Source organism: Bifidobacterium pseudocatenulatum DSM 20438 = JCM 1200 = LMG 10505 (assembly GCF_001025215.1).
Taxonomy (GTDB): Bacteria; Actinomycetota; Actinomycetes; order Actinomycetales; family Bifidobacteriaceae; genus Bifidobacterium; species Bifidobacterium pseudocatenulatum.
This window is the reverse complement of sequence record NZ_AP012330.1, coordinates 47,398-60,723: the sequence shown is the minus strand read 5'-3', so window position 1 is coordinate 60,723 and position 13,326 is coordinate 47,398. Positions and strand designations below refer to the sequence as shown.

The 13,326-nt window shown below is 58.5% G+C and carries 11 protein-coding genes and 1 tRNA gene; 8 read left to right on the top strand and 4 right to left on the bottom strand.

Annotated features, from left to right (window positions below):
* Positions 1-201: 201 nt before the first annotated feature.
* Positions 202-2,187 (bottom strand): S1C family serine protease, encoded by a 1,986-nt coding sequence (locus BBPC_RS00245; protein ID WP_004222897.1) that lies wholly within the window; start codon positions 2,185-2,187, stop codon positions 202-204.
* A gap of 274 nt (positions 2,188-2,461) precedes the next feature.
* Between BBPC_RS00245 and tgt the strand changes: the two genes are divergently transcribed.
* From tgt to BBPC_RS10245, 3 genes are all read left to right on the top strand, one after another.
* Positions 2,462-3,829 (top strand): tRNA guanosine(34) transglycosylase Tgt, encoded by a 1,368-nt coding sequence (gene tgt / locus BBPC_RS00240; protein ID WP_004222894.1) that lies wholly within the window; start codon positions 2,462-2,464, stop codon positions 3,827-3,829.
* A 465-nt stretch (positions 3,830-4,294) separates the two neighbouring features.
* Positions 4,295-4,380: transfer RNA gene (locus BBPC_RS00235), tRNA-Leu, on the top strand.
* A 97-nt stretch (positions 4,381-4,477) separates the two neighbouring features.
* On the top strand, positions 4,478-4,699 hold the full coding sequence (locus tag BBPC_RS10245) for a hypothetical protein (RefSeq protein WP_004222890.1): 222 nt from the start codon (positions 4,478-4,480) through the stop codon (positions 4,697-4,699).
* Positions 4,700-4,782: 83 nt separating this feature from the next.
* Here BBPC_RS10245 and BBPC_RS00225 read toward each other — a convergent pair whose 3' ends face one another.
* Together BBPC_RS00225 and BBPC_RS00220 are read right to left on the bottom strand one after the other, a co-directional pair.
* A complete protein-coding gene (locus tag BBPC_RS00225) occupies positions 4,783-5,766 on the bottom strand; it encodes a DMT family transporter (protein WP_004222887.1) in 984 nt (327 codons plus the stop codon).
* Positions 5,767-5,864: 98 nt separating this feature from the next.
* The gene (locus tag BBPC_RS00220; protein ID WP_193345785.1) at positions 5,865-6,935 is read right to left on the bottom strand and encodes an alpha/beta fold hydrolase; all 1,071 of its coding nucleotides are present in this window, start codon (positions 6,933-6,935) and stop codon (positions 5,865-5,867) included.
* A 141-nt stretch (positions 6,936-7,076) separates the two neighbouring features.
* Between BBPC_RS00220 and BBPC_RS09745 the strand changes: the two genes are divergently transcribed.
* The 3 genes from BBPC_RS09745 to BBPC_RS00210 are packed head-to-tail and all read left to right on the top strand — an operon-like array spanning position 7,077 to position 9,172.
* On the top strand, positions 7,077-7,241 hold the full coding sequence (locus tag BBPC_RS09745) for a hypothetical protein (protein ID WP_155114916.1): 165 nt from the start codon (positions 7,077-7,079) through the stop codon (positions 7,239-7,241).
* A gap of 7 nt (positions 7,242-7,248) precedes the next feature.
* A complete protein-coding gene (locus tag BBPC_RS00215) occupies positions 7,249-7,905 on the top strand; it encodes a response regulator transcription factor (protein WP_004222880.1) in 657 nt (218 codons plus the stop codon).
* Positions 7,906-7,939: 34 nt separating this feature from the next.
* Positions 7,940-9,172 (top strand): sensor histidine kinase, encoded by a 1,233-nt coding sequence (locus tag BBPC_RS00210; RefSeq protein ID WP_047749548.1) that lies wholly within the window; start codon positions 7,940-7,942, stop codon positions 9,170-9,172.
* 289 nt (positions 9,173-9,461) lie between these two features.
* On the opposite strand, the gene BBPC_RS00205 is transcribed toward BBPC_RS00210, so the two are convergent.
* Complete coding sequence (locus BBPC_RS00205) at positions 9,462-11,864, bottom strand: prolyl oligopeptidase family serine peptidase (protein WP_033524159.1); 2,403 nt, start codon at positions 11,862-11,864, stop codon at positions 9,462-9,464.
* A 208-nt stretch (positions 11,865-12,072) separates the two neighbouring features.
* On the opposite strand from BBPC_RS00205, the gene BBPC_RS00200 reads away from it, so the two are divergent.
* Together BBPC_RS00200 and BBPC_RS00195 are read left to right on the top strand one after the other, a co-directional pair.
* Complete coding sequence (locus tag BBPC_RS00200; protein ID WP_004222873.1) at positions 12,073-12,780, top strand: FhaA domain-containing protein; 708 nt, start codon at positions 12,073-12,075, stop codon at positions 12,778-12,780.
* Positions 12,781-12,807: 27 nt separating this feature from the next.
* The gene (locus BBPC_RS00195; RefSeq protein ID WP_004222871.1) at positions 12,808-13,323 is read left to right on the top strand and encodes an FHA domain-containing protein FhaB/FipA; all 516 of its coding nucleotides are present in this window, start codon (positions 12,808-12,810) and stop codon (positions 13,321-13,323) included.
* Positions 13,324-13,326 lie beyond the last annotated feature (3 nt).

Here is a 13,326-nt window from a genome sequence, read left to right as displayed (position 1 = left end):
TTTTGGTTTGCTTTTTGTTGATTTTCGCGGTTTTCGTTGTACTTGCGATTTCGTGGTGCCAGCCGCGTCTTCGCCGTCAGCCTATCGGGTGGCTTCCGTCCGTTCGCATGTCGCGAAACGTTTTAGCCAGCCCAACAGTCTTGACTTGCGCACCGCAACAACTTGCGTCCGTCAATTCACGCACCGCATCAACATCTCGCTTTACCACAGGCCGAACGGGTCGAACAGGCCGCCACCGTCACCGTAGCCGTTGCTGCCGTTGCCGTCGCTCTGTCCATTTCCGTTGCCATTGCCGTCATTACCGTAACCGTTGCCATTGCCGTTCTGGCTCTGGCCATCATTGCCGTTGTTCCGCTGGTTCTGGCTGTTGGCGGAGTTCGTTTGGGATTCCTCCTGGTCGAGTGTCACGTCAAGCTCCATGGTGTTGCCGTCGCGCACGACCGTCAATGTCACCTTGTCGTTCATGGCGGAGGCGCGCACGTAGCCGAGCAGCGAATAGTTGTTGTTCACCGCCTTGCCGTTGAACGCCACGATGGAGTCGCCGGCCTTCACTCCGGCCTTGGCCGCCGGGCTGTTGTCGACCACGGACTGCACCTGCGTGCAACCGCGGGTCACGCCGTCCGCCTCAACCGTGGAGCTCTTGATGGTGACGCCGAGCGCCACATGCTGCACGGTGCCGTTGTCGATGATCTCGTTAGCCACACGCTTTACCAGGTTCGACGGAATGGCGAAGCCGATGCCGATGGATCCGGCGGTGCCGGAAGACGTTGTGGTGGATGCGATGGATGAGTTGATGCCAATCACCTGGCCGGCCGCATTGAAGGTCGGACCGCCGGAATTACCTGGGTTGACGGCCGCGTCAATCTGCACGGCGTTGGTGACGATGTCGTTGTTGTTGTCATCGGACACGGTCACCGGGCGGTTGAGCGCGGAAACGATGCCGACGGTTGCGGTGTCATCGTAGCCGAGCGGATTGCCGATGGCCATCACGGATTCACCCACGGCAAGATTGTCGGAATCGGCAAATTCCGCGGCTTTCAGATTGCTCGGCGGATTGTCGAGTTTGATTACGGCCAGATCGGTGGTGGTGTCGGTGCCGACGATTTGCGCTGAGTAGATGGTGCCGTTGGCGAGCGTCACTTGAATCTGCTTCGCGCCGGAAATCACATGGTTGTTGGTGACAATGTAGCCTTTGTCGCTGATGATTGCACCGGAGCCTTTGGCGCTGCCGTCGCTGGTTGCCACGTCAATGGACACCACAGAATCGGACACTTCTTTCGCCACCGCGCTCCAGTCCGCGGCCTCGCCGGATTTGGCTTTCGCCGAACCGGATCCGGACGTGTTGGACTTCACGCTGGTCAGTGAGCTGGAGGTGGGTACGGTCACCCATCCATTGGTGATTGCCGCGTAGCCGACGCCGAGGCACAATGCCGCGGAGACGAGGGCCGCCACCACGCCGGTCATCACATGCCCGGTCACGCCGGAAGCGGACTTCGGCTTGGTTGCTGCGCCATTCTGCTGCGGGGCACCGAACGGATTACCGTTATTCGGATTCCCAAACGGGTTGCCGTTATTGGGAGTATTCGGCGCTGCTGGCGGCACGTTGGCACCGCCTTGCGCAGCGGGCTTCATGAATGGATTGCCGTTATTCGATTGCGCGTTCTGCTGATCGTTCTGCTGATTTCCACCCACATACGGATTTCCGAAGAAAGGATTGCGAGGCCGCTGCGGCTGCTGCGGAGCCTGCCCGTACGCGCCATATTGCGGCTGCGGGGGTATGTTCGGCGCACCATTCGCAGTATCGTTCGCGGCTGCGGTGCCATCAGCCGGCTGCGTCGGCACGGGACCGTACGCACCATATTCCGGTGCCGGACGGTACTGCTGGGCCGGCGCATCCTGCGTGGAACCGCCAACCACGGTACGTTCGTCCGCCGCGGAAGCATAATCCGGCGTATCGCCCGCCGCAGCCGCGGATTCCGCCGAAGCGCCATCGTTCGCAACAGGCATGGCGGCCGTCGGCTGATCCTCAATACCGCCCTGCACGTCAATCGGTTCGGTAGCCGACTCTGCAGCATACGGCTCACCTGCGTAAGTTTGCGTCTGTTCCGCATCAACCGGCGGCATCGGCACGGTCTGTTGTTCGTCATTCTGCGGCTGCACGGCGTTCTGGTCGTTCTCTTCAGCCATTTTCGCTCCTTATTCGTCTCGCGGCATTTCACAAATCAGCAATCGTGCCGCTCGAACTGCTATCTATGAGTAAAGATACTCGCTCTGGAAGTTTCCTGAATGTTTGTTGAAAGTAGCAGCCAAATACGTTCAACATCACCATTGAATCTGAAAATCGCACCAAAATGCGATCGGCACCTTCATCGCACTTTCCACATCTTCCTTGTTTTCATTTCACCGATCGCATTCTTTGCAGCACTTTCAAGAATCGCCGCTATCGCATAAAATATTCCGCATGACAAGCCTTACCGAATCATCTACCGACACAGCGCAAGACACGCAAAACGCGGCAACCGCAGTGTCCGAAAATCTCATCGAACATCCGCGTGGAGCGGAACCAGGCAAGCCGGGCCGACGCGACGCCTTCTATTTCGAGCAGAAAACCCGTCTTCCCGACGCAGCCGACGGCAAGGGACGAGGCGGCGCACGATACGGCCGCACCGGCATCATCCATACCCCCCACGGCGATATTCACACTCCAGCGTTCGTGCCCGTGGCCACGCAGGCCGCGATGAAAGCCGTTCTGCCCGAAACCATGAAGGACCTCGGCGCGCAATGCCTGCTGTCCAACGCGTTTCACCTGTATGAACGCCCCGGCGAGCAAGTGCTCGACGAAGCCGGCGGCCTTGCCAAATTCATGAACTGGAACGGTCCGACCTTCACCGATTCCGGCGGTTTCCAAGTGCTTTCGCTCGGCGCAGGCTTCAAGAAAACCCTCGCCATGGACGTGACCGGCATGAAATCAGACGACGTGATCGCCGAAGGCAAGGAGCGTCTCGCGTTCGTGGACGAGGACGGTGTAACGTTCAAATCGCCGCTCAACGGCTCACTGCACCGTTTTTCCGCCGAAATTTCAATGGGAATCCAACATAAGATCGGCGCCGACATCATGTTCGCGTTCGATGAGCTGACCACACTGATGAACACGCGCGGCTACCAGGAGCGTTCCGTGGAACGCACCTACCGTTGGGCGCAGCGTTGCGTTGCCGAGCATAAGAGACTTACCGAAGAGCGCGTCGGCAAGCCGTATCAGGCGCTGTATGGCGTGGTGCAGGGCGCGAATTATGAGGATTTGCGCAGGCATGCGGCCGAACAGATCGCTTCGTTGGACTTCGACGGCGTCGGTATCGGAGGCGCGATCGAGAAGCGCATTATCGGCGACACTTGCGCTTGGATTTGCGATGCGATGCCGGAAAGCCGACCGCGCCACGTGCTCGGCATCGCCGCAGTCGACGATATTTTCGCATGTGTCGAGAATGGTGGAGACACGTTCGATTGCGTCGCTCCGGCGCGTTGCGGCCGAAATGGCGCGATTTTCACGCGCGGCGGACGTTACAACATCAAGCGCGCGCAATTCAAGCATGATTTTGGCCCGCTTGAAGAGGGCTGCGATTGCTACACGTGCACGCATTATTCGCGTGCTTACGTGGATCATGCGTTGCGAGCCCGCGAATTCAACGGTTTCACATTGGCCACGATCCATAACGAGCATTTCTTCGTGAAGCTGCTGGACGATATCCGCGCATCGATCGACGGCGGCTATTTCAACGAATTCCGCGACGAAACCCTGACCCGCTTCTACGCCAACGGATCCCGCGGATAATGCATTTCACTTGGGCCTTCCGCCCAAACGAATGCTGAGCCACACTTCCGCGTTCCAAGGCGTCGACGAACAGACCCGTCGGCGTCTTTTTTCATGCGTGTCGCGCGTGTCATGCGTACACCCAGCCGTCTCGCCCCATCCACCACCCCATGTGTCCGTTTCTCCAGAATCAGACATCTAATGCCCATACCGCCCCTCCCGGTTGTCCGATTCTGGAGAATCGGACAAGCAAGCGCCCTAAAACATTCGTCGAATGTCCGAAACGTCAGAATCGGACGAGCCGTGTCGCGCCGCTTGAATTTTCCTATGGAAAATGGCGGAATTTAAGGATGGCTCCGTCGTACGGAAGCTCCCAGAGCTTCCTCCCTCCTCGCGTCGCGCCGCTTGAATTTTCCTACGGAAAATGGCGGCGCGACACGCCGATTTGAGGTTGTGTGGGTTTTGGTGTAGATTAGCTCACTGTCTGCGAGCGTGGCGGAATGGTAGACGCGCTGTCTTCAGGTGGCAGTGAGTGTATGCTCGTGGGGGTTCAACTCCCCCCGCTCGCACCATGATGAAAGGCCGGAGCCGAAAGGTTCCGGCCTTTTCGTTTTCCAAGCAGCAGTAGGACTCAGCAGCTCCCAACATTTCCGGCAGGAATGCTCCAGGATGCCGAATCCCTTTCATCTGTCATTGGTTGTTTCGGCGGATTGCACGGAGTACGGACTCGCCGGTGAGGAGTTCACCGTCAATGCCGCCGGGCAGAGCTACATCAGCTACGCGGATTACGCGATCGCCGTGGTGGATGAGGCCGAGCAGGCCGCGCACGTGGGCGAGCCATCTCCGTGTACGCCAAGTAGTACTTCCTTCTCTTGTGCCGTGCATGTCTGATTCTGGAGAAACGGACAACCAGACTAGGCCAAACACTCTACAGTTGTCCGATTCTCCAGAATCGGACAGTTTGTGGAGAATGGTTAGCGCACGAGGAAGACCATAATGATGATCATGGCGAAGCCGGTCAGGTCGGTGAAGGTGAACGCTTCGCCAGCCCATGCCACTGCGGTGACGGTGGCCATGACCGGTTCGCTGGTGCCGAGCATGGTGGCACGCACCGCGCCAACGCGCATCACGCCTGCCATGTAGAGCCAGAACGCGAGGAACGTGCCGCATACGATGGTATAGAGCAGCAGGAGCATACCTCGCGCGTCCAGTGCGGGAATGTTCGCCCACGGTTGCGCGAACGGGCACAATATGAGTCCGGACATGAGGAATGTGATGCCGTTGATGGTCATGTTGCCCCATTTGAGCATGAGCATGACCGGCAGGATGGACATGGCCGCGGTGCTCACCGCGTCAACCAGTCCCCATGCGAGCCCCTGCCATGGCAGCGACAGCGAGGCGAAGTTGCCACCGGTGGCGATGAGGAACGTGCCTGCGAACGCCAGAAGCACGCCGACCAATTCACGCTTGAGGGGCAGTCGTTTGCCGCGCAGGCATACCCAGGCGAGCACGAAGATCAGGTTGAGCGTCTGCAATACGGTGGCGGTTCCGGAGTTCGTCCAGTCGATGGTCATCAGGTAGGAGACCTGCACCAGAAGCACGCAGATCAGTGTGGTGACCAAATATTTCGGATACGATTTGACGTCTTTGACCGCTCCGGCGAGTTTCTGCGGTGTGGTGATGGCCGATCCGACCAGGAAGATCAGGCTGGCGAATAGCGCGCGTACGCAGGAAAGCCAGATCGGATCCAGCTGGTAGTCACGCATCAGCAGTTTGGCCACGGTGCTGTTCATACCCCACATGGCACCGCCCAGCAGTGTCATGCCAGTGCCGATGAGTAGACTTTTCGGCGTCTGCTCCAGCATATGTTCCGTTTTTTTCGCGGTTTTTTTCGCGGTTTTTTGCGATTCGGAAGTTTTCTGCGATTGCGACGTCTGTCCCGACGTTTGCTTTGCCACGGCCTATCCTCGCTCTCTCTCCACGGCTTTCACGGCAAATTCACGGCGATTGTAACGCACACAGTGCGCATACTAAACGTCAGTTATGCAAAACAGATTTATTCCGCCAAGCTTGCGTTCGACGCCGCCAAAAAATCGAGGATTTTGTCGAGATATGGTCCGAACACGGCATTTGGCATGGAGAAAATTTCGTGCAATGACTGGCTGTATCGCACTTTTTCGATGAAGCCGCCGCCTTCGCTCACGCGTTCGACGAAGTCATCTTGTGGTCCGTTGAGCACCCACACGTCGCGTCCGGCTTGAAACAGCAATACCGGGGATTCGATAGCTCCACACATATCGGGTTTGAGCACGGCTCGGGAAAGCGCCATCGCCTGGTTTGCCCAATCGAACGTGGCCGCGTTGGTCTGGCATGATTTGTCGGCCAAGCGCTGCTTGTGGAACCAGCGGATGCGCGCTTCGGAAGCCCCGTGGTAATCGTCGAGATTGAGATTGCCGTCAAAATCGGCATGCCCGAACACGCGTGATTTGCCGAAGCCAAGCCCGCAGATTACGCCGACCACAATGCGCGCGATCCACGTTGGCATGCCAACCACCGGCGCGATCATCGGCGCGGACAGGACCGCCTTGTCGAACAGCGACGGGTAGCGTTCCAGCACAGCCGCGCCGATGCCGCCGCCCATGGAATGGCAGTACAAGTACATCGGGCCATCACCGGCCGTCTCACGTCCCACGGTCTGCGCGAATGTGGCGAAATCGGCCACATACCGGCGCCAATCGTCGATCCACACCAAGCTCGGGTTGCTCATGTCGTGCGTGGAATGGCCATGCCCGCGATGTTCGAACACGCATACGGAGTAGCCGGCCAGTAGGAAGTACCACACCATTTCGCTGTATTTGCGACCGAATTCGGTGAATCCGTGCGAAATCACCACCGCACCGCGGAATACGCCCGATGCGCCGTCTTCACGTAATGCGTCGAATTTGTGCGCGTCGTAGCAGTAGTAATGTAACCGTCCAGGATGCTCCAGCTTAGGCAGCATATTATCGTCCCAATCAACGGTGGCAGGTTCCATCCAGCCTTCCGTCATGCAGTTACGCAGCGCAGGCAGTACCGTTTCGTCCATTTCGGCGTCGTAACGCGCCTCATCGATGAGCGTGATAGTCATAAATTCCATCTTAGGCGAACAAAGCCAAGACAAAACCAAGCACAAGCATGTGCGCTGTATAGCGATGCGTCAGTGCATCAACGGCGTACCGGAACAACCGAATCGTCACCCCCGCGCGCCATCCTCGCATACTATGGAGGTATGAAGTTCGTTTCACTGCTGATGGTAGTAACGCTGTCTCTCACCGGCACACCAACGTATGCGCACGCGGCGGCAACTCCCGTTGACAACAACGGTGATATCTCCGCTGCCAAAGATTCCAACTGCCCAACATGGCTGCAATGGCTGTGTGGGAAAGGAAAGTGATCGCATAATGACCACGTCGGAAAAGCATCCTAAGATTCATCGCATCGCGCTGGTCGACAATGATCCGCGAGCGTTGGATTCGCTCAGTGCCGTCATTGCCAGCAAAGTGCCGACCGCGTATGTGGTGTGGACGGCGACTTCAGGCGGTGAGGCCATAGAGCGCTGCCAGGATGCGAACGGCCATGTCAGCTTATTGATTCTCGATATGTCGATGGAGGGATTGCAAGGCCCCGCCACGTGTCATCGGTTGCGTTTGATGGGCCAGCGCATGCCGATTCTCGGTGCAACCAGTTTTTCCATCAATAGTTATCGGGACAAGCTGGTTGAGGCTGGTGCGCAAGGGTTGGTTGGTAAGGAGAATGCCGACCAGTTGGCGCAGATTATTATGCGTATGTGCAATGGCGAGGTGATGGAGGGATTTGAGCCGCCTGCGTTGGCCAATCTGCGTATCAGCAGGGAGGCTGATACCACTCCCGCGCTTACCGTTCGTGAGGAGCAGATTATTTCCTTGTGCGCGGAGGGCATGCTTGACCGGGACATCGCCGAGCATTTGGGGATTTCCGAAGCCACCATCCGCAAACATATGCAAAGTATTTTAAGAAAACTTAACTGCAAGACCTCGCGTCAGGCAGTGGCACTGTGGGTGAGGTCCAATGCGCTCTAAACCCGCAACTCAGTACATTGCGTGGCGCAACCGTATGCGCACGCAGCATCCGAACCTGTGGCATCCAATCCGTTTCGCCATTATGCTGATCGTGCTTGCATGGACCATATACGGCGTTTGCTACGAGCCTCCTACCGACATATTTGGCGTGATATGGGTTGCGATGCTGGTTACGGCGCTCGTACCGTCTCCGCTGTTTCTGAAAAGTACATCGGTGGCGATTCTCGTGATTGCCTCCATAGGCGATCTGTTTACTCCCTACGCGCATTTGGGAAATTCTCTTCCCGCGCAGCTTTACGCCTATGGCATGCTCGCATACAGCACTAATGCCATTATCGTGGCAACGTTACTCACATATTACGTTGTTAACATTCTGCTGATTGACCCCCCTGGCCCAAATACCAACCCCGTCGCCATGGTCAGCATGTATGCCATGGTGCTACTGCTTGGTCGGGCGTTGAGTTGGAGCGAAAAAACAACGCAGAAAAGCTTCGAAGCGGCGCAGAACAAGAATCGTCTGCAGGAATTGGAAAGCCGCGCACGCATTGCCGATGCCATTCACGATGCGGTGACGGGCGATTTGTCAGCGGCGACGTTTGTAGCGCAACGGCATATCGGTGGCAACTCTAGCAGTCCTGGCGTCGCTGCTGACCCTGCCAACGCAACCACAACTACGGCAACCGCAACAGCCGATGCCGAAGACTGGCGTCAAATCAACGAATATATTCTTTCCGCATTGACGAACGTGCATCGCGTCATCGACGAATTGAATATGGACGCCACCACTCTCCCCGGCGACGCCGACGGCGAAGCGTTGGCCAATCTGCTGCGAGCAACACTGGATGACGGCGATCGTCGCTTGCGCAAGCTTGGCTTCAATATCACGTCCATCCGGCACTGCGCGGGCGGCAAGCCGAGCGCATCGCAAGCAATCGCCGAACTTGCCAATAATCTGCTGCGCGAGATCTATGCGAATATCGCACGCCATGCCGCTCCGGGAAGCAAGGTCGATCTTTCGGTGATGCTCCGGCCGAATGCCATCGAAATCACGCAAATCAATCCCATGAAAGAGGACATGGCTGGAGCTGACGAGCGCGATGACGAACTACCGGGCGGCCACGGGCTCGCCTCGTTCAAGAAGCAGCTCGAATCGTATCAGGGCACGCTCACCACGTCTGCGCAGGACGGCAGTTGGACGTTGTTTGCGTACATTCCGGTGACCGTCATCGACGATTCGCCCGGTTTGCTTGAACAAGTGCAGGTTTGACCATAGCTGCGGATCAGGGTTAGGACGAGCCCGATCCACCGATTTCCGTCTTTTTCAAGCCCAGATTTTTTTTGGGGGGGGGTACACAAATGTGGTACCCCCTCGCTTGCGAAGTCGTTTTCGCCTGTTTTATGTTGGCATTCGAGAAGGGAACGCGTTCGCCCACGACGTTCGGATGCTTGGCAGTCCGGGAATCGCAGGGGAACGCGTTTTGTCTTCCTACGGCGCTTTGCAGCACTTTCGTTTGCGATGTTGCCGTTACCGTTACTGCACTGTCGTCACGGTGCCGTCACCCCAACGCTTCCGCAAGGAAATCGCGCTGCAGGATCAGCAGATTTTCGGCAACCGTCTCGTCGTTGGTCATGTGCGTGATGCCGGTCAGCGGCAGGAACGTGTGCTTACGTCCGGTTGCCATCAGCGCCTGGCTCAGGCGCAGGCTGTGCGCGATCGTCACATTGTCGTCGGCGAACCCGTGGATGAGCATGAGCGGGCGATCAAGCTGCGGCGCGTCGGCGATGATGCTGTTGCGTTCGTACACGGCCGAGTCAAGGCCGAGATAGCGTTCGGTGTAATGCGTGTCGTACAGCGTCCAGTCGGTCGGAGGCGCGCCCGCGCAGGCCGCGGCGAACGTTTCCGGCGCCTCCAACACGGCGAGCGCGGAGAGGAATCCGCCGTACGACCAGCCGATCATGGCGACGCGGCTGAGATCGGGTTGCGGAACGTTGGCTGCCGCATTCTCGCCAGCCAGCGCTTCCAACGCTTCCGGCAACGCGCGCACGGCGTCGATCTGGTCTTCGAGCGTTACGGATTTCATGGTTTCGTAGATGGCGCGGTCCCATTGCGGGCCGCGTCCGGTGGTGCCGCGTCCGTCGGTGGTGACCACGATGTAGCCTTGGTCGGCCCACCATTGCGCGTCCCAATAGAAGGATTGACTTTCGATGACCTGTTGGAAGCCGGGGCCTCCGTAGGGTTTCATGAGTACCGGCAGGATGGCTTCGTGCGCGTATTCACTATCGGATGAGGGCAGCACGATCGCCGTGTACAGCTCACGTTCGCCGAGTCGGGTGAAGTGCACGTTCGGCGTGAATCCGGGGGTTTCGGCATGGTTTTCGATTGGTGCGACCACCATTGACGCCACGTCCGTACCATTTTCGTCGGTTGTGGCGATGTTCATGCAATGCTGCATTTGCACGGTTGCGTCGTCCATGCCCCGTCCGGTCACCACGCAGCCGTTGCCGGCGCGAGACATGCTCCACTGGCCGGGCGCGTAGGTGAGGGGTTCCCATGTGCCGTCATAGCGGATCGACACCACGTCGAAGCTGCGGGCGTCATGGTCGGAGGCATTCGACTGCCAGAGGAACGGCAGGTCGCTTTCAGGCAGGATTTCAGGGGTGCGCTGCACCACGCACAGCACGTCGTCGTCGGTCACGTCGAGCACTTCGCGCACCTGCAGTCCGGCCGGAGTGAAGGGCGTACCATCAACGGTGAGTCGGTTCGTATCGACGTCCATGTCGTTCATCGCGCAGATCAAGCGTCCATCCGGAGTGAATGCAGGGGTGCCGTGGATGAGGTCGAGCCAGTAGTCGTTGCCGTGTTCCTCAAGCACGCGCGTGGTGCCGGGGCGTTCGCCTTCCGCGTATTCGGGAATGGCGATGGAGAAGGTTTCGACCTCGTCGCCATTGTCGTCGGTGAAGCCGTTTTCCGCGTCACGCATGGTGGCGATCGGCTCGCCTACATGGATGGCGAGCACCTGATCGTGCTGCTGGAGGCGGTCTTGCACAAGGATGATCGGATCGTGGCCTTCACTCCAGCTTACGGCGGCCAGATATTCGTAGGATTCATGGTCCCACTGCACTTCGTTGGCGATTGCCCCGTAGCAGCAGTTGTCGCTGTCGTAGCCGAGTTCCAGCAGGGTCAGCCGCACGTCGGCATTGGCGGTCAACGCTTGCGGATAGCGGTTGGCTTGCGCCGGATTGGTTGGATTCGCGGGGTCCGACAGATGCCAGATCGGTTCGGGGGATTCGTCGTAGGTTTCGAAGAGCACGTATTTGGAGTCGGGTGACCACCAGAAGCCGTCGTAGCGGTCCATTTCTTCGCCTGCGGCGAATTCCGCCAATCCGATTTTCCATTCGCCGTTCTGCGGTGCCGAGGCGACCACCGAAATCGCGTCGCCGGTTTCTTCATCGTTGGCAAGATCCACGTCCACCAGATACGTGCCGGTGGTGTACATGATGTGCCGTCCGTCGGGACTGATGCGCGGGTTCAGCACCGGTTTGAGTTCATCTTCCTCTATCGTGATGGCTCGCGTCGCGCCCGCCGTAAGGTCGGTGAGGAAAAGCTGCCCGTTGATGGTGAAGGTCACGCGGTTGCCGGCACCGTCGACGCAATACGAGACGATGCCGGATCCGCCTTCGCGCGCACGTTCGCGTCGCGCCTTCTCTTCCGCCGGAACGTCTTCCGCGTCGGCGTCGGCAAGCAATACGCGCGGATCGGCGAGCGGAATCTCACCGATGTTGCCGTCTTCGTCGATCACGCTCATCCACAGCGAGGTGACGGTGTCTTCCGGACCGTCGGAACGCAGGAACAGCGCGCGGGAGCCGTCTGCAATCACGCGCGCCGAACGCGGAGCGCCGCAGGAAAATCGCAAGGTACGTGCTTTTTTACGGGGGAACTGTCGAATCGCATCTGTCATGCTCCCAACCTAGCACCATCCCAATTCCACTTTCCGTGAATTCGTGCATCGTGGAAATCGGGGGCGAAGGTAGTCATATTCGCGGATAAATACCCCCTAAATGATGCTGGGGATGGATTTATGCATGAATTTTTTGCAATTAAAGGACTTACGAATTGGCGCTCGGCGCTCTACCGCGTAGGATGGGTGAGGATAGAAAGGGACAAGCATGAGTGTTCTCGACCGATTTGAGAAAAGCGTGGAAGGCGCCGTCAACGGGGTTTTCGCCAAGTTCGGGTCCAAGGACCTGCAGCCCGTCGACCTTTCCAGCGCTCTGGAACGTGAGATTGACAAAGAGGCCATGCCCGTCACGCGAGACCGTACCGTGGCGCCGAATGAGTACCGTTTCAAGCTGAGCACGCCGGATTTCAACAACATCGTCGAATGGGGCGCGGAAGCGTTGGCCAATGAGCTGGCCGACAACCTCACCCAGTACGCGAAGGACCAGCATTACGCGTTCGTCGGTCCGGTCGTGGTGATCTTCGAAGAGGACCTTGACCTCACCAAGAGCAATTTCAAGCTGACGAGCGAATCCGTGCAAGGCAATACCGTGCCCGTCACCACCGACGCGCAGACCGAAGACTGCCCGATGCTGGAAATCGGCGAACACCAGTATCTGCTCACGGAAAGCAAGACCATCATCGGCCGCGGATCCGACTGCGATATCGTGATCGACGATCCGGGCATCTCCCGCCGCCACATGCAGATCGACATCACCGACAACGGCAACACCGTCATCGCACGCGATCTGGGCTCCACCAACGGCATGTATGTCGAAGGCCATCATGTCGAGGCGGCCACGTTGCTCGACGGCAACACGATCACCATCGGCCGCACCCGAATCCTGTATTGGGCCTCTTCGCAGGATCAGGAGTAACCAACCCCAACCTCGGGAGTTGCCTCTATGCTCACTGAACTTACTTTCGCGATCCTCAAGTACGGCTTCCTCGTACTGCTCTGGATCTTCGTGGCCTGTACGGTGCGTTCGCTGTACAGGGATGTGGAAACGCTCAGCCCGCGCAAGTCGCGGGCTCATCGCCGTAAGGAGCGTCGCGCGCGCAAGGCCGTCGAAGCGCCCGCGCCCGTGGCCGTCCCGGCACCAGTCGTCAGCGCCACATCAAGCGCCAAACCCACCTTGCTGGTCATCATCGATGGCCCCCTTGCCGGCAGTTCCGTCCCTTTGTCCGGCAACACCATCACGCTTGGCCGTTCCGCTTCGAACACCGTGGTTCTGGACGACGAATTCGTCTCGTCCCACCATGCGCGCGTCTATACGGATCCCGCCACCGGCAAGTGGGCCATCGAAGACCTGGGTTCCACCAACGGCACTGTGGTCAACCAGCAGCGTCTGAACGCTCCGATGATTCTCGGATCGCGCGTTCCCGTACGCATTGGCGCAACCACCTTTGAATTGAGGTGACCC